Origin of the sequence: Streptococcus cristatus ATCC 51100 (genome assembly GCF_000222765.1) — a bacterium.
Classification (GTDB): Bacteria; Bacillota; Bacilli; order Lactobacillales; family Streptococcaceae; genus Streptococcus; species Streptococcus cristatus.
In genome coordinates this window covers 1-17,735 of record NZ_AFUE01000009.1, presented here as the reverse complement: position 1 = coordinate 17,735, position 17,735 = coordinate 1, and the positions used below count along the sequence as shown (strand labels likewise).

The window sequence follows — 17,735 nt, the reverse complement described above, 5'->3', positions numbered from 1 at the left end:
AGTCGTTCTTTTCTTGCTTGCTAAAATGTCTTATTTTGTTTATATTAGTTCTATAAGCTTTCCTGGAGGCGTTTACATGACCGAAGATCGTTTGAAGTTGAAATTGTTGGGAAGTCCGAGTGTCTTTCTCAATCAAGAGGAGGTCTTTTTTCCTTTTGCCAAAATCAATGCTCTGCTCTATTATCTCCATATCAATGGAGCAGTCAATCGGGAGGAGATTGCAGGAATCCTCTGGGAAAACAAGGATAATCAGACTGCCAAAAAGAATCTGCGGAATACCATTTATCAGGCTAACAAGCTATTGGGTGGAGAATGGATTGTCGCTCCCAACCGTACTGTGCTATCGCTTAATCCCGAGTGCGCGATTGAAAGTGATGTAGAAATTTTCACGGACAAGCCTGCGGAGCATCTGTCGCTCTATCAGGGTGATTTTCTGCAGGGCTTCTATCTCAAGGACAGTGAAGCCTTTGACTATTGGGTGTCCAAGATGCGGACGCGATATGAGCAGATCTATACCCAGGCTTGCTATCAAAAGTTGGAAAAAGATCCGTCAAATTTGGAGGAATCAGAGCGGAATCTGCGCCGTATGATCAGCATCGATGAGTTTGATGAAAAGAATTATCATCTGCTTATGAAGCTTTATCAGGAGAATGATCGACCTGGTAAGGTGATTGAGACTTATTATAAATTGGTCAATCTCTTGGACAAGGAATTGGGGATTAGTCCCAATGAAGTAATCCAACAGCTGTACCATGAAGTGATGGCTAAGGATCGCAGTGAGCGTAAAATCAAGCAATTTTTACGTAATACAGACCACTTTTTTGGCCGAGTGGGTGAAATCAAGCGTTTGGAATCTTATTTTTCTAAGATCATAGAGAGGCAAGAACCTCGTGCACTGCTCTTAGTCGGTGGTACTGGTATCGGTAAACGGACAGTAACCCGACAAGTACTGGCTAATCAGACTAAGTATTTTCAAATTGTTATGGCAGAGTGCTTCAAGGAAGAAATGACGGTTGGATTGCAGCCTTGGCGCAGTCTGCTAGATGGCTTGGGAGACTTAGTCATTCAACATCAGATCCTTTCGACTAGCCAGTGGCAGGATATTTTGGATAGTTATTTTCCGATGATGGCAGGTGAAGCTTCGGATCTTGAGCTGAATACAGATCGTCTGGCTCGGTTTGTGCTGGATATTTTGCAAAAGATTTCCAAGAAAAAGGCTTTGGTGATCTTGGTTGAGGATTGTCACTGGATGGATGAGGCAAGTGTGGCTGTTTTAGAGCAGGTTATGAACCATTTGAGGGATTATCCAGTAGCCTTTGTATTGACCAAGCATCTGAGTACACCACCTTATCTTGGACGTTTTTTCAATCACTTGTTGCTTCGTAGTCAGCTAGACTGCATTGAGCTGCAGCCACTGGATTTTAAGTCTAGTGTGGCTTATTTACAGGCCCAGACTGGACAGTTAGTCATATCTGAAGAACGGCTTGAGGCTATTTATCGGGTCAGTCAGGGCATTCCTTTCTTTCTGTCGGAGTATGCGGAGCAGCTTTTGCGAGGTGAAAAATTCCAGCCATTAACCTCAGTTATTAAAGCAAAACTATCTCTGAAATTAGGCTATTTGAGCAGCCAGGAGGAGGAATTGGTTGACTATCTGGCTTGCTTTAGTTCCCCTGCTTCGGTAGCGCTCTTAGCTAAGTTGCTAGGCCTATCTGTGGAAGAAGTGGTCGAAATTGCGGAAGGATTTGGGCAAAAACAGCTTTTAATAGAAGAGGAACAGGAGGAATTGGTTTTACGATTCAGCCAGGAGCTTTTGCGGATTTATGCTTATGAGCGCTTGCCGCTTGCCAAGAAGCGGATGCTACATCACCAGATTGCCCAAGGCATGGAAGACCAGCTAGGAGCCTCTCTCTATCATGCTCAGCTGCTCAATGAAATCGCCTATCACTACAAGCTGTCCAAACAGCCGATTAAGTCTTTGGAGTATGAGTTGCATTATCTCGAGGCTACTTTGCAGTTTCATCATGAGCTCTTTCCGATTTATTCGCGGGAGTTTGGCTTTATCGAAAAGACGGATGATAGCAATCAATCAGCGGTTTTGGACCAATTTGATCGTATCCGTCGGGAAATAGAAGGATTAGAGAGAAAACACCAGAATCACAAAGATTTTCAACTATTGGTTCTCCGCTTTCTCTATCTGGAAGGGCGCTATGCTATCCGGACGGGGAATTACCAGCAGGGAATGGACAACATCCAGCAGGTGATTGCTTCTGCTAAAGAGCTGCAGCAGATGGAGTTTCTCCTAGAAGGCTATCGGCAGATGATCTACTACTGCATCCAGACGGAGAATATTCCTGAGATGCGCTACTATACGGAGTTGGCCCTGGATGCTTCAGTTCAGGCCAATAATCACGAAGCTATTGCAATGAATCTTCGACTCAAGGGACTGTATCATCTCATGATTGGAGATGAGGAGCAGTCGCTCCGTCATCTCTACCAGTCTATCGATTGCTTTAGTTTGACGGCTTCGTTGCGCTCAAAGTATTCGATTCAGATTGCGGCGGCTCTAGATTATCTGGCAGAGATTGAGCAGATTCGTGGGAATTTCACGACAGCGCTGGCTCATCAGAAAGAGGCAATTGAGCTGACGGAAAATAAAACAGCAGAGCCTTCGATTTTTGCTTTCTACATAGGCTTGGGGCTGACTTATTATCAGCTAAAAGATTATGAAAAGGCGGAGCGAATCTTGCTGAAAGCGAAAGCAGCCCTGAAGTCCCTTAGCTTCCCTTGGAAAGAGACCCAGTTGGAAGTGTATTTGGCCTTGATTGGCTGCGAGAAGGGAGATTACCAGCCGGTGCTTGATCTGCTGCGGAAAAAGGATAGTCTCATTAGTCGCTATGGCAATCCGCGGGACAAGGGCTTGATCTACTATCTGATGGCTGTGATCAAGTATCGCCAGCTGGCTGGTAGCTTGCAAGAAGCTGGTTTTGAAAATTTACTAGCTCAGGACTTTGAAACTTATTATGAAACAGCCAAGAGTCAGCTCAATCCCTACCGGGATCGTCATCAACTAAAGGAATTAGAAAACTTACGTCGAACCTTGTCTTAAGAATTGAACACAAATAAAAGAGGGTGAAATCTATGTTCACCCTCTTTTGATGTTTGTAATGAAGTTTTTAAATGCCCATCAGTCATGTACTTGTGCCCAGACTTGGGTTAGGTAAAAGACAAAACTGGCCGCTAGATTAGCCGTATGGTTGTCTATATCGTGAGGGGGAGAGACTTCGACGATGTCAAAGCCAATCAGTTTGCCTGACGCAGCGATGTGCTGGAAGACCAGCACAGCCAGATTGGGATCCACACCGAGCGACTGGATGGCACTGACACCAGGAGCGGCGCCAGCTGCAAAGCAGTCAATATCAATGGTTAAATAAACCTGCTCTTTATCGGCTAGAAAAGCATCAACTACCTTGCAGACTTCCTTGTAACCCATTTGGTAGATATCCATTCCAGTCAGGAACTGGATAGCCTTAGATTTGGCTACAAAGTCAAAGAGAAAGAGGTTGTTATTATGCTCCTGAATCCCTAGGATGAGATAGTTAAAGATCTGTTTCTGAGCTAAGGTATCATCAAACATTTGACGAAAACCGGTACCGGAGTTGGGACCCGTCTGATCGTAGGGGCGTAGGTCAAAATGGGCATCCATATTGATCACAGCTAAGTTTTGGTCAGGATTTAGTGACGACTTGAGCCCCAGATAGTTGCCGTAGGCTGTTTCGTGGCCGCCGCCTAGAACGATGGGACGGAGATTAAGCTCTCGCAGGCGTTTGACTACTCGTGCCAAGCTTTGCTGCAGTTGTTCCAGAGAGCGGTTAGGCCCGTCGATATCGCCAACGTCAAAGACGCGAACGTTTCTACCTAGATGCCAAGGAAGCTTGGCCAGCTGAGTTCGAATGGCTTGAGGACCTTCAACTGCGCCCACTCGGCCGTTATTGATATAGACACCCTTGTCGCTCTTGAAGCCAATCAAGGCAAAGTTTACCCCTTCAAAAGGGGTTAGGCTAGGATCATTTAAGTCCAGAAACTCAATGACCATGCCCCACTTAGCAGTATATAGATTGTCCTCTGGACCTCGCTGATAGTAACGGTTGTCTAGCTGATAGTAATCTTCTAACATGATTTTGTCCTTTTCCATAACGATACTTGCGACTTTATTATAAGAGTTTCCACCAAGCCTGTCAATGGCTTTTGACGGGAAAAGAAGCCCAGCTGCACGAGAGCGGGCTTCTTAGGTTAACTTTTTATAGAGTCATCAGAATTAGAACTGAATGCTCAAGTCCACAGCCTTTTCAACGGCTGCTAGGAATTCATCGCTCTCAATCAGCTCAGAAGCCTTGTTGAGCTCTTCGTAGATTTCGATGTCCTTATCAAACTCGATAAAGCGGACATGCTGACGGAAGAGGTCATAGGCTGGCTTGGTCCCTTTGCCCAGTTCATGGTTTTCTGGTTTCAGATCCAGAGCTTGGCAGGCTGCCATGATTTCTGTTGCTACGATGCGGCGAGAATTCTTGAGAATTTCAGCTGCCTTGCGTGCTGCAGTAGTTCCCATGCTGACAAAGTCTTCTTGGTTTTCACAAGATGGGATAGAGTCTACGCTGGCTGGATGAGACAGAACTTTGTTTTCAGAAGCAAGCGAAGCACAAGCATACTGGGTAATCATAAAGCCAGAGTTGAGTCCTGGGTGTTTGACCAAGAAGGATGGGAGCTTGCTCAGTTGGCTGTTGACCAGACGTTCTACACGCCGCTCGGATACATTGCCGATTTCAGAAATGGCAATTCCGAGGAAGTCGAATGGCTGAGCCATTGGTTCTCCGTGGAAGTTACCGCCTGAGATGACATGGCCTTCCTTGGTGATGATAGGGTTGTCTGTAACAGAGTTGATCTCAATCTCAACCTTGGTCTTAACATAAGCGATAGAGTCCTTGCTGGCACCATGAATCTGCGGAATACAACGCAGGGTATAAGGGTCTTGAACCCGCTGTTGAGTGGCTACGGTCGTATTTCCACTGCCTTCCAGAAGGTTGCGGATATTGCGTGCTGTAGCCAGCTGTCCGCTTTGAGGACGGATAGTATGTAAGTCTTCTTCGAAAGGACTGGTAATACCATTGTGGACTTCCATGGAAAGAGCCCCAGCGACATCTGATAATTTGAGCAATTTTATGGCATCGTAGGTAGCCAGAGCTCCGATACCTGTCAGGACAGTCGTTCCGTTAATCAGCGCCAGCCCTTCCTTGGCTGCTAGAGCAATTTTCTCGATACCAGCCTTGTCCAAAGCTTCTTGCCCAGAGAGCAGTTGACCTTGATAGTATGCGTGGCCCAGTCCTAGCATAGGCAGAACCATATGAGCTAGGGGTGCTAAGTCACCAGAGGCACCGAGAGAGCCTTTTTCTGGAATAAATGGCACGACGCCTTTATTGAGCAATTCCAGAAGTTTTTCGACAGTAGAGAGCCGGATACCAGAATAGCCCTTGACCAGAGAATTAATCCGAATTAACATGATAGCACGAACTGCATCTTCGGGAAGAGGATCGCCAAATCCTGAAGCATGGGTGCGAATCAAGTTTTCCTGCAGTTGAGTCGTATCTTCTGGCGAGATGCTGACATTGCAGAGGGAGCCAAATCCAGTCGTAACACCGTAGACTACCCGCTTTTCGCGGACGATGTCATCTACGATTTTACGGGAAGCTTCTACAGCTTTCTTAGCTTCTTGGTTGATTTCGCAGATAGCTCCATGACGAGCTACAGCAATGACATCTTCTAAAGTAAGGTGTTCGCCATCCAAATTGATTACATGTGTCATAAGATTCATTCTCCTTTTTGTTCAAGAACTTTATTTTTACAAATCAGTACTATGTAGATATAGTAGACTGCACTGGCGACAAGGACACCGATGAGACCATAGACATAGTTCATTGGATTTTCACCCCAAATCATGATGAGGCTGACTAGAACCGCTAAAATTGGGATGACAGGACCAAATGGAACGCGGAAGACCACTTTCTTATCTGGATATTTCTTTCTCAATACCAATACGGCTAGAGCAGTTGGGATGTATTGGAAGAAGCGGAAGACTACGCTGAGAGCCGCTAATACTTCAAATGTTCCTGTAAAGAGCAGGGCGATGGCCAAAAGTCCGGAGATAATAATGGCAATTACAGGAGCGTTTTTAGCATTGGTTTCAGCGATTTTTTTAGGTAACAAGCCTTCATCTGCTATGGCTGCACCATAACGTGGGACCATGATAGATTCCCCAATGTTAAGTCCAGCAATAGAGATCAGCGCTCCGATGGAAACAATCCATGCTCCAGCAGGGCCAATCATTTCGACAAAGGCGTCTTGTACAGAGGCATCTGTTTGCAGGATACGGCTGCCTAACATGGCGATAGTTCCTGCGATAATTAGCATATAGAGAACAGATACAATACTGATAGAACCCAAAATTGCTCGAGGCACATTCTTTTCTGGGTTGCGCATTTCACCAGCAACGATAGACATGGTTTCAAAACCGATGAAACCGTAGAAAATGTAGATAGCTGTACTAGAGATGGCTTTCATGATATCCACGCCAGGTTCTAGCTGAAGAAACGGAGTGAAGTTTCCTTTGTCAATTCCTCCTTTGATGAAGAAAATTGCACATAGACTGAAAGCAACAATTGGGATGAGCTTGGCTACAGTTGCGGTCAAGGTGAACATTTTGGAGGTCTTAAGACCTGATATATTCATCAGACTGAGTAGGATAATCAGGCTCACACTGAGTAAAAGTTCATAGGGGGCAAAGGATTTAAAAGTAATGACAAAAAGTCTCGCAAATCCTGCTGCCATTGCTGACCAAGCGATGATGGTAACCGCCCAGCCTAGGAAGCCAACATTAAATCCGACAAAGTCTCCAAAGGCTGCTTTGGAATATTGGAAGGCTCCGCCGTTTTTATTAAAATAACCAGCAGTCTCTGCCAAGCAGACTGCTAGGAGAATAACGAGGAGGGCGGTTCCAAGCATGACAGCTAGAGAGGCAGGACCAAGTCCTTTATAAATCTTTTGCGGTAGGAGGAAAATCCCTGAACCGATAACGGCATTGATACCGTAGAGAGTAGCGCCAGAAAAGCTGAATTTCGCTTTTTCCTGTTCTTGTTCTTGTGCAGTGAGTTTAGTTGCATCCATAATAATGTTTCTCCTTTAGAGATGTGGGATCCTTTCCAAGTAAAGATAGAACGATAATAGGACTCCTTGTATCTTTACTTAGTAGGGATATGGGTCAAACCAGCCCATATAGCAAGGGGAGCACCCGTTGGCTGGTTAGTCGAAAACATTATTTGCAGCTCAGTTTCCTGAGCCTCTTTTTCCACTATCAGAAGTTGCCCTGTCTCTAGGTTAAGCGATGGCAGGCCTGTCCCTGTCACCATCAAATCACTCAAGGCATAGATAAATTGAATTGCTTCATCTTGACTAAGCTCTTCTCTATCTGAGATGGCAAGCATCTGTCCCTGATAATGGTCGCTGTAGATTAAGTTAAAGTCGGTACAAGTCCCACGACTTGTGATAGAATCACTCCCTTCGAAAAAATAGGGGGTAAAGGGAGCTAGAACCGTTTCCTCCTGCCGGCTGGCATTGTGGAGATGAAGTGTGTGGTCCAGGCTCATGAGAATGCGGTGAAAGCCGCTGAGGTCAGAAAACTGACTTTCAGCTAACTCCACAGTTGCTGTTGAGAGTCGATAGTCAAAGTTCCGCTTGCCATAGTGGCCAGTTGGCGGGGAAAGATAAAGTTGTTTTGTCTTTCCCCCTGACCAATCGGAAACTTGAAAATCGTTTGATTTTAGAAGGGTTATATGTGTCATTTTTGGTATTTATTAGAACAAACCGCTGATATTGCCGTCTTTGTCAATATCAATCTTTTCGCTGGCTGGCACCTTAGGCAGCCCTGGCATGGTCATGATTGCACCAGTCAGAGCAACGATAAAGCCTGCACCAGCAGAAACTTTGAGCTGGCTGATCGTCACAACAAAGTCTTTAGGAGCGCCCAGTTTTTTAGCATCGTCTGAGAAAGAGTACTGAGTCTTAGCCATACAGATAGGATAGTTGGAGAAGCCCAGCTCTTCCAGCTGTTTGAGCTCGCGCTTAGCGGCAGGAGTCAGGCGAACGCCCTTGCCTCCATAGACCTTAGTAACAATTTTGTTGAGCTTGGTCTCAATGGAGTCTTCTTCATTATAAACAAATTGGAAGTGATTGTCTCCTTCGGCCAGTTCAACGACTTTTTCAGCCAACTCTTTACCGCCGACTCCGCCATTTGCCCAAACGTCGGAAATTACTACGTCAACGCCACGTTTTTGGCAGGCGTCATAAACAGCTTGCAATTCAGCTTCAGTGTCCAGCGGGAATTTATTGATAGCAACGACTGCTGGCAGGCCATAAACATCTTGAATGTTTTCCAGATGTTTTTCCAAGTTTGGTAGACCATCTACAACAGCTTGAACATTTTCTTCAGCCAAATCGCTCTTAGCCACACCACCATGCATCTTGAGAGCGCGGATGGTAGCAACCAGAACTACAGCCGATGGATGAAGACCAGATGTACGACATTTGATATCAATGAATTTCTCAGCACCCAGGTCAGCACCGAAACCAGCTTCTGTGACTGCATAGTCGGCATATTTGAGAGCCAGCTTGGTAGCTAGGACACTGTTACAGCCATGAGCAATGTTGGCAAAAGGTCCACCGTGAATCAAGGCTGGCGTGTGTTCCAGAGTTTGAACCAAGTTTGGATGGATGGCGTCTTTGAGTACAGCAGTCATAGCACCACCGGCTTTTAAATCCTTGGCAGTGACTGGCTTACCTTCAAAGCTGTAGCCAATGATGATTTTTTCTAAACGGTTCTTGAGGTCAGTGATATTTTCTGACAGACAGAGAATAGCCATAACCTCAGAAGCAACTGTAATGTCAAACCCATCTTCACGTGGAACACCGTTGACCTTGCCTTGTAAACCATCTACAATGTGGCGCAACTGCCGGTCATTCATATCAACTGCCCGCTTCCAAGTGATGCGGCGAGAGTCAATGCCTAAGGCATTGCCATGGTGGATGTGGTTGTCAATGAGGGCCGCCAGCAGGTTGTTTGCAACACCGATGGCATGAAAGTCACCAGTGAAGTGGAGGTTGATGTCTTCCATAGGCACAACCTGAGCATGCCCACCGCCAGCAGCTCCGCCCTTGATACCAAAGACAGGTCCGAGTGAAGGTTCCCGCAGAGCGATAACGGCTTTTTTACCGATAGTAGCCAAAGCATCGACCAATCCGACAGAAGTCGTGGTCTTGCCTTCTCCTGCTGGTGTAGGAGAAATAGCTGTCACGAGAATCAGTTTGCCGTCTGGTTTGTCTTTGAGGGCTTCCAGCTGGCCGGCACTGATTTTTGCCTTGTAATTTCCATAAAGAGACAAGGCGTCTTCAGCAATTCCTAGCTTTTCTGCCACCTCTTTGATGGGCTTCATTTGAACCGAATTCGCAATTTCAATATCTGATAAAACCATATTGTTACCTCTTGAGAAGAGGAAGTCCATTCACAGGAAAGAGTGAGCTTCTCTTCCGTTTATTTATTAGACAACTTTCAAAATTTCTTGATAAATTTCATCGGCGAGAGCGCAGCCTTTTTGTAGGAGCTCTTCACCCTTGCTGCGGTAGTCTGCGACGAATGCTTCATCCTTGATACCTGACAGGTTGATGAGGACATTGAGCCAAGCGCCTTGCAGTCCAGCCTTGAGGTTGAGAGCTGCTACACCCAGGTCGCTGGCAGCATTGGTATTGGATTTACCGACAGCTTTTTGAGTTGTTTGCAGGGCAGCCAAGATGTCTTCCATCATGCCATAAGGTGACTTGGTCGCTTCCTTGAGGGCTTGCTGCATCGCTTCCCGACGGGCAGCCTTGTCTTCCTCTGTTTCCTTAGGCATATCAAAGACAGCAGAGACCAGATTGAAGGCTTCAGTGTCCTTGTCGATAGCTGCGAGCAAGCTTTCTTGCAGGCGTGCACTTTCTGCGTGTACTTGAGCAATTTCTGCTTCAAATTCTGCGTATTTTTTCTTGCCAAGAGTCAATTCACAGACCATCTTAGTAAGGGAAATACCGTTGGCTGCGGAAAGAGCAGCGGCAGAGCCGCCTCCTGGTGCAGGAGCATCTGAGCCTAGGACTTTGGCAAATTCTGTCAAGCTTAAATCTACTAATTTCATAGGTTTCTGTCCTCCTAGCCCAGCAAATGGTTTTCCAGAACTTGCTTGCCGTAGTCAAAGTCTTCGATTTGCAGATAGTATTCTGCTGCGTCAATCAGAGCCTTGGCTGGCGCCAAACCAATGACTTCTGAGCCGAGGATTCCAACTCCGTAACGTTTGGCTTCAAAGCGAACAGTTTCAAAGACACGATAGAGTGGGAATTTTTCCAGATTGACCATGTTGATGGAAACCTGAGCAATGTTGCGGTCTTCCAGCATAACGCCAATCGCTTTACAGTATTTGTAGCCACCGCTTGAACCACGGATAATTTTGGCAATATTGTTGGCAATTTCCAGATTGTCTGTATCCAAGTTGATGTTGTAGGCGATGAGCGGCATTCTAGCACCAACAGCAGTGACACCAGCAGTTGGGTGAATCTTTCTTTCACCGTAGTCAGGCGCCCAGTCAGCTTCCAAGAGTTTTTCAGGCATGCCTTCAAATTGTCCTTTACGAACCTTAGCCAAGTTCTTACGCTCTGGACGAGTCGCTGCATCTTCATAGAGGAAGATTGGAATACCGAGCTCACGGTTGATCCGCTCAGATACGGCCTTCGCAATTTCTACGCATTCCTCACTTGTGATGTCCTTGATCGGTACAAAAGGCAGGACATCAGTTGCGCCCATACGAGGGTGTTCACCCTGGTGCTTGGTCAAGTCAATGTTTTCAGAAGCGTATTTAACCAAACGGAAGGCAACTTCCTGAATGCTTTGATCGTCGCCGACCAAGGTAAAGACACTGCGGTTGTGGCTGGCATCAGAAGAGTGGTCCAAAAGTGTCACTCCTGGTACGCTCTTAGCTGTTTCCACTAGACCGTCGATGACCGCTTGGTTGCGGCCTTCAGAAAAGTTAGGAATACATTCAACAATTTTTGCCATAAGATATTACCTCGTGTTATATGTTATTAAAATTATAAAGTGAATAAAGTGGTGGGACTTCCAGCTGAGCTAGGTGTGAAGCCTAGCTCAGTTCAGAAGCTGGGGGACAAGTTTTTCCTATTCGAACAATTTCTTAACAGATTCTTTGACCAAATCTTCGTCAGTCAGGTACGGAATGGTGATATGGTCTGTGCCTTGGTGAAGACGGTTGTACTCGATAGCTGTCTCAATAGCATGCTCATTGCGAGCCCAGTTACGACGAGCAACTCCGCCGATCGTATCCCAAGCGATAGCAGATTTGATGATTTCATCAATGAGTTCGCTACCGTCCAGTACCAAGCCAAAGCCACCGTTGATTGCTTTACCGATACCAGTTCCGCCACCGTTGTGGAGAGCTACCAGACTCATACCACGAGCGGCATTACCAGCGTAACATTGCACAGCCATGTCGCAGGTAACATTAGAACCGTCCTTAATATTGGAAGTTTCACGGAATGGAGAGTCAGTACCAGATACGTCGTGGTGGTCACGGCCAATCATGACAGGACCAATCTTGCCTTCACGGACTAATTCATTGAACTTGAGGGCGATATTGACACGGCCCATACAGTCTTGGTAGAGAATCCGCGCTTGAGTTCCAACAACCAGCTGGTTCTTTTCTGCATCGCGGATCCAGTTGTAGTTGTCGCGGTCTTGGTAGCGGCGGTTAGGATCGATCACTTCCATAGCTGCATGGTCAGTAGCGACTAGGTCTTCGTGCTTACCGCTCAGACATACCCAACGGAAAGGACCGTAACCATAGTCAAAGAGCATAGGCCCCATGATATCTTCGACATAAGATGGCCAGATGAAGCCGTCTTTGTCGTCAAAGCCATTCTTAGAAATTTCCTTGATGCCAGAGTCGTAGACGGCCTTCATAAAGGCATTACCGTAGTCAAAGAAGTAGGTGCCGTTGCTAGTCAAGGTCTTGATCGCCTTGAAGTGACGTTCCAAGGTTTGGTCAACCAACTTTGTAAAGGTTTCCTTGTCTTCAGCCAGGAGACGAGTACGCTCTTCAAAGCTGATACCAGCTGGACAGTAGCCGCCGTCATAGACATTGTGGCAAGAAGTTTGGTCAGACAGCAAATCGACATGGATATTGTTCTCGTTGACATATTCTAAGAGGTCTACGATGTTACCATGATAGGCAATAGAAGTTGATTTGCCAGCTTCCAGAGCTTTTTGAGCCAAGTCAATTGCTTCTTTCGGACTTTCGGCTAATTGGCTAATCCAGCCTTGGGAGTGACGAGTTTCAATCCGGGATTGGTCTACTTCAGCTACGATTGCTACTGCTTTAGCAATTTCAGCTGCTTTCCCTTGAGCTCCACTCATGCCACCCAGACCAGAAGAGATAAAGAGTTTACCAGTCAGGTCGCCATCATCAGCTACACCTAGTTTCAAGCGCCCAGCATTGAGGAGGGTGTTGAAAGTACCATGGACGATACCTTGAGGGCCGATGTACATCCAGCCGCCAGCTGTCATTTGACCGTAGTTGGTGACACCCATTTCTTCTGCAATTTCCCAGTCTTTCATATTGTCATATTCACCGACCAAGAGGCCGTTGGTGATGATAACACGAGGTGCTTCTGGTTTAGATTTGAAAAGTCCGAGCGGGTGGCCAGATTCTACAACCAAGGTTTGATGGTCTGTCATGACTTCCAAGTATTTCTTGATCAGGTTGTACTGCATCCAGTTGGCGCAGACAGATCCAGTTTCTCCGTAAGTAACCAATTCATAAGGATAAAGGGCGATTTCAAAGCTCAGGTTGTTGTCAATCATGACCTGCATAGCCTTAGCTGCGGTACAGTTCCCTTTATACTCGTCAATTGGTTTACCATAAATGCGTTCTTTTGGACGCCAGCGGTAGCCATAAATCCGTCCGCGAGTTTTCAGCTCTTCCAGAAATTCTGGAATCACTTCCTTATGGAATCTCTTTGGAATATAGCGAAGGGCATTTTTAAGTGCAATTTCGGTTTGAGCTTGAGTCAAACGGAAGCCCCGATCGGGTGCTCGACGGATGCCTTCTTGGAAAACCGTTTTTTCAGGTAATACATCGTCTAATTTGACGGTCATTGCTGCCGCAATATCTTGTTCGCTGTAGAATGACATGTTTATTTCCTCCTTGTAAAATAACTTAAGATTTGACCTTATTTTATAACAGCGCCGTCAGTACAAAGTCAAGAAAATATTCCCAGAGATAAAAAATATCAATATATCTAATATATATTGGTTTTTGACTATAATTTGACGATAGTGTATTATGATGGAAAGCGAATAAGTTGGAAAATGAATGGAGGAACAAGCATGACTGCTGATTTACTATTAACTCACTTTAATCAAGTCTTCTGTCCCAAGGACCTCGGACATCCCCTTTTTGGCGAGGAGATGAAGGAAGCTCAGGTCTTGGAGGACGGCTACATTGCAGTCAAAGACGGTAAAATCCTAGCAGTTGGCAGTGGAGAGCCAGATGCCAGTCTGGTTGAACCAGATACTAAGATTCAGTCTTATGAGGGCAAGATTGCTACACCTGGCTTGATCGACTGTCACACTCACTTGGTCTACGGTGGCAGCCGGGAACATGAATTTGCCAAGAAATTAGCCGGTGTCCCTTATCTGGAGATTCTTGCTCAAGGCGGCGGAATTCTCAGTACAGTCCGAGCGACAAGAGAAGCTTCTTTTGACACTCTCTATGATAAGTCCAAGAGGTTGCTGGACTATATGCTGCTGCATGGAGTGACGACTGTTGAGGCCAAGAGTGGCTATGGTCTGGACTGGGAAACAGAGAAGCGCCAGCTGGATGTCGTTGGAGCTCTGGACCGTGACCATGAGATTGACCTAGTTTCAACCTTTATGGCTGCCCACGCCGTTCCACCAGAATACAAGGGACGCTCTCAGGAATATCTGGAGCTTATCGTCGAGGAAATGCTGCCTCGGGTAAAAGCAGAAAATCTAGCTGAATTCTGTGATATTTTCTGTGAAAAAGGCGTCTTTACAGCTGACGAGTCACGCTACCTGCTTTCTAAAGCTAAGGAAATGGGCTTCAAGATTCGCATCCATGCTGATGAAATCGAATCGATCGGTGGAGTAGATGTAGCAGCTGAGCTAGGAGCAACTAGCGCAGAGCACTTGATGGTAGCAACCGATGAAGGTATTCGCAAGATGGCAGAAGCCAAGGTTATCGGCAATCTCCTGCCAGCGACTACCTTCAGTCTGATGGAAGATACCTATGCACCAGCCCGCAAGATGCTGGAAGCTGGTATGGCCATCACCCTGACCACCGACAGCAATCCAGGCTCCTGTCCAACAGCTAACCTGCAGTTCGTCATGCAGCTGGGCTGCTTTATGATGCGCCTGACACCAGTAGAAGTCCTTAACGCTGTAACCATCAATGCGGCCTACTCAGTTAACCGCCAAGATAGGATTGGTAGCTTTGATACTGGCAAGCAGGCGGACATTACTATCCTAGACGCTAAGAACATTGACTATCCACTTTATTTCTTTGCGACCAACCTGACCCATCAAGTTTATAAAGCAGGCAAGTTGGTTGTTGATCAGGGTAGAATCGTCTAATTTTACAAGTCGATCTCATTTCCATGTGATAGCAAAGATTTTCTTAGAAGTTCTATCGTTGATTATAAAAAAGCAGATTTGTGTTCAAGAAAAGGTCGTGGCTTAAACACCACGACCTTTCTGTTTTTTATGAGATTAAGACATTGAGCTGGTCTCTTTATTATCTACCCACACACTGCGCGTAAAGACCATGGAGAATAGAGCTAGAGACGCAAAGGCTGCTCCTACATACCAGTAGGGCATATCCAGTGTTGTGGAGCGTCCAGAGAGATTGACGATGCCACGAAAGAGCATGCCGGCTGTCATAATGGCTACAGCTGAGTTCCAGAGATTAAGGCTGAGCCGAGAGAGATTGGGAATTATTTTCATGAAGAGCAGGAGGAGGATGCCCCCAACGAGAGGAAGGGCAAAGAGATAGTGCATGTGGATAGATATTTCCCCGAAGCTGAAGGATTCATAGATTCTGCTGAAAGCAAAGAAGAAAATCGTTAGCAGGATGTAGGAAACAGCTGTTTTTTTGAAACGTTTTTTGCTGGGATTAGTAACCGATGTAGACAATGTCGCTCACCGCCCTTTCTGAAATATTTCCGTTGGTGGTAGGCTTGTTGATGACCTGACCGTTGAAGTACATAGTGGACGATCCGCCACCGTCAAGATTGTAGGCCGTCTTGACGCCATAAGATTTCATGACTTCCGCCATTTCATAGAGGGAAAGTCCCTGACTTTCTGAAGTGCGTCCGTCTGAAACGATGATGATATAGTGGTTTTCGTCAATGATACCGATAGCTGTCCGAGGATTGGAAGACATGGACTGGCCGACTTCGGACTTGGTATCAACGACAATCTCACCATTTTCTACGAGGGCTGGGCCGAAGGCTAAGAGATTGACCACGCCGTCTTCGACCAGCTGATCGGCAGAGATTTCATTTTCGTAAATGATTTTAAAAGAGCCGTCTTTGTAAATAGCCAAGTCCCCATTACTGGCGTCCTCTCGGACGGTATCACGGTAGACGACACCGTTGCGGATAACATAGCCGGTAGAATTGGCACCGTAGTAGTCGCCGTTAACTGCTAGAATAGCCTTGTTATTAGCGGCCGTTTCTGAAGTCTTGGCGGTGACATTGGTTCCGTAGGTGTTGTTGGCAAGGGCTGTTTTCAAATATTCAGCGGAGCTGACGGTCACATCAGCGATGTAGACTTGGGTATTGTTGACGGTCTTTTCAGTCAGCGTGACCGAGATATTGTCGTCTGAATAGCTAGTATCTGTCACTGTGGCTGTTTCGGCAGCCTTGCTGGCAGCCTCGGCATTGGACGAAGAAGCGGTGCTTGAGACTGTGGAAATGGTCTCTGCAATGACGAAGGTTTTCAACATGGAGTAGCTAAAAGAAGCTGTCAGAAGTAGGCCAAAAATCGAGGCGTAGGCATAGCCTTTCTTTAAAAATTTCATGATGCAGTGTGTGTCCTTTCCTTAAAAATGAATCTCTTTTGTACCATCCAAGAGACGGTGAAAAGCAGCAGTCCGACGATGATCTTGACAAGCAGAAGATTGAGCCCAAAGACAGCGTAGAAGAGGCGAATCAGTAGTGTGTCTAAGATAAAGAGCACCAGAGCTAGGCTGAAATAGCCAGTTCCTGTCTTGAGAATGCTGTCGTCGTTCTTAAAGACCAGTTTTTTATTGGTCGAGTAGTTGAAGACCGAACTGGTCACGCGGGCAATCCCATTGGCTAGGAGAATTCTCAGGCTGGTCGGCACAGCGGCTAAAAACAAGAGAGCCAGTGCGTAGACCATGTAGTCCACGACGAAGCTGCTGAGAGAGGTCAGAGCAAATTTAAAGATATTTTTATAAATCATGAGTCCGTCTCTAACAGGCCGGAAGTGCGAACCTTGATTGTCATTGATATAGACCGTCTCAATGGGCACTTCCAAAATGCGATATTCCTTACTGGCTTTTAGGAGCATGTTCATTTCATACTCATAGCGCTGACCTTCTACCTTTAGCATAAAGGGAATCATGTTGGTCGTAAAGGCTCGTAAACCAGTCTGCGTATCGGAGACACCCACCCCAGTCTGGAGCTTGAAGAGAGTCCGAGTCAGGCTGTTGCCAAAGCGGCTACGCAGAGGGACTTTACCAGTAAAGGCGCGTGCGCCCAGAATCAGCTGATTAGGATTTTTAGCAGCCTTGGTTGCCACTCGGAAAATATCCCAGACCTTGTGCTGGCCATCCGCATCCGCTGTGATGACGGTTCCGTATTGACCCAGAGACTGGATATAGGTGAAGGCAGTTTTCAATGCTTGTCCTTTGCCTTGATTGTTTTCGTGATGGAGGACAGTCGCATATTGTTCAGCGTTTTCAAAGACTGTCTGGCGCTTGGCTGAGCTACCGTCATCGATGACAATGATATGAAAATTACTCTTGCTCTGAATTTTTTGAATCAGTTTAATTAAATTATAATCGGGCTCGTAAGCCGGAATCACTAGATAGTCCATATCCATACCTCTTTCTTAGATGATTTGTAGAAAGTATACAGATTGCGGCTTAAAGCTAGCTGATATCAGTTATCTTTAAGAAAAAGTTAAATCTTCTTTAAGGAAAGAGTGAGGAAAGTATCTCGTAGGACAAAATAAAAAACAGAGAGTGGGACAGAAATCGGTAATTCGTTAGAATTCGATTTCGTCGTCCCACCTCCGCACAGTTGAGTAGGGCTGTAAAAGTTGATGAAATCAGCGTAGTAGAGCCCACTCAGCCACTGCGTCTTGCTCGACAATCCAAAGACAATTTAGAGGCTAGGACTTTTGTCCCAGCCTCTTTAAACATCATTTTACAAACCTGGTGCTTGGCCAAGCTCAGCTGTCAACATCCAGATCGTCTTTTCAAGGTCTGCCTTAGCTCCAACGAAGATATCGTTGGTCACATCGTCGCCTTCTTCATCCGTCACATCCAGAG

Annotated in this window: 13 protein-coding genes and 1 pseudogene; 2 read left to right on the top strand and 12 right to left on the bottom strand. The window is 46.1% G+C overall.

The features are described from left to right. Window positions 1-76: 76 nt before the first annotated feature. Window positions 77-3,106: an ATP-binding protein gene (locus tag HMPREF9960_RS08475; protein ID WP_005591206.1), complete on the top strand. Its 3,030-nt coding sequence runs from the start codon at window positions 77-79 to the stop codon at window positions 3,104-3,106. Between the two features lie 78 nt (window positions 3,107-3,184). On the opposite strand, the gene hutG is transcribed toward HMPREF9960_RS08475, so the two are convergent. From hutG to hutU, 8 genes are all read right to left on the bottom strand, one after another. Beyond that, entirely contained in the window at window positions 3,185-4,174 is a 990-nt protein-coding gene (gene hutG / locus HMPREF9960_RS08470; protein ID WP_111705338.1) for a formimidoylglutamase, read from the bottom strand. Window positions 4,175-4,315: 141 nt separating this feature from the next. Next, window positions 4,316-5,857 (bottom strand): histidine ammonia-lyase, encoded by a 1,542-nt coding sequence (gene hutH, locus HMPREF9960_RS08465; RefSeq protein ID WP_005592463.1) that lies wholly within the window; start codon window positions 5,855-5,857, stop codon window positions 4,316-4,318. A gap of 5 nt (window positions 5,858-5,862) precedes the next feature. After that, window positions 5,863-7,215 carry an APC family permease gene (locus tag HMPREF9960_RS08460; protein WP_005591203.1) on the bottom strand — a complete coding sequence of 451 codons (1,353 nt, stop codon included), beginning with the start codon at window positions 7,213-7,215 and terminating at the stop codon, window positions 5,863-5,865. A 74-nt stretch (window positions 7,216-7,289) separates the two neighbouring features. Further along, window positions 7,290-7,889, bottom strand: a complete 600-nt coding sequence (locus HMPREF9960_RS08455; RefSeq protein ID WP_005591202.1) for a HutD/Ves family protein — start codon at window positions 7,887-7,889, stop codon at window positions 7,290-7,292. A gap of 12 nt (window positions 7,890-7,901) precedes the next feature. Beyond that, a complete protein-coding gene (locus tag HMPREF9960_RS08450; RefSeq protein WP_005592450.1) occupies window positions 7,902-9,575 on the bottom strand; it encodes a formate--tetrahydrofolate ligase in 1,674 nt (557 codons plus the stop codon). Between the two features lie 66 nt (window positions 9,576-9,641). Next, a complete protein-coding gene (locus tag HMPREF9960_RS08445) occupies window positions 9,642-10,268 on the bottom strand; it encodes a cyclodeaminase/cyclohydrolase family protein (protein ID WP_005591200.1) in 627 nt (208 codons plus the stop codon). A 14-nt stretch (window positions 10,269-10,282) separates the two neighbouring features. Further along, the gene (ftcD, locus tag HMPREF9960_RS08440) at window positions 10,283-11,182 is read right to left on the bottom strand and encodes a glutamate formimidoyltransferase (RefSeq protein WP_005591199.1); all 900 of its coding nucleotides are present in this window, start codon (window positions 11,180-11,182) and stop codon (window positions 10,283-10,285) included. 117 nt (window positions 11,183-11,299) lie between these two features. Next, window positions 11,300-13,330 (bottom strand): urocanate hydratase, encoded by a 2,031-nt coding sequence (hutU, locus tag HMPREF9960_RS08435; RefSeq protein WP_005591198.1) that lies wholly within the window; start codon window positions 13,328-13,330, stop codon window positions 11,300-11,302. A 195-nt stretch (window positions 13,331-13,525) separates the two neighbouring features. On the opposite strand from hutU, the gene hutI reads away from it, so the two are divergent. Further along, window positions 13,526-14,791: an imidazolonepropionase gene (gene hutI, locus HMPREF9960_RS08430; RefSeq protein WP_005592444.1), complete on the top strand. Its 1,266-nt coding sequence runs from the start codon at window positions 13,526-13,528 to the stop codon at window positions 14,789-14,791. A 135-nt stretch (window positions 14,792-14,926) separates the two neighbouring features. On the opposite strand, the gene HMPREF9960_RS08425 is transcribed toward hutI, so the two are convergent. From HMPREF9960_RS08425 to HMPREF9960_RS08410, 4 genes and pseudogenes are all read right to left on the bottom strand, one after another. Beyond that, on the bottom strand, window positions 14,927-15,349 hold the full coding sequence (locus tag HMPREF9960_RS08425; protein WP_037586371.1) for a hypothetical protein: 423 nt from the start codon (window positions 15,347-15,349) through the stop codon (window positions 14,927-14,929). Then, window positions 15,330-16,238, bottom strand: coding sequence for a phosphodiester glycosidase family protein (locus HMPREF9960_RS08420; protein WP_005591195.1), 909 nt, complete (start codon window positions 16,236-16,238; stop codon window positions 15,330-15,332). The genes HMPREF9960_RS08425 and HMPREF9960_RS08420 overlap by 20 nt, the downstream gene beginning before the upstream one ends. After that, window positions 16,235-17,284, bottom strand: a complete 1,050-nt coding sequence (locus HMPREF9960_RS08415; protein WP_005591194.1) for a bifunctional glycosyltransferase family 2/GtrA family protein — start codon at window positions 17,282-17,284, stop codon at window positions 16,235-16,237. Before HMPREF9960_RS08415 ends, HMPREF9960_RS08420 begins: the two co-directional genes overlap by 4 nt. 326 nt (window positions 17,285-17,610) lie before the next feature. Continuing rightward, window positions 17,611-17,735 (bottom strand): annotated as a pseudogene (locus HMPREF9960_RS08410) (ferritin-like domain-containing protein); the annotation flags it as partial.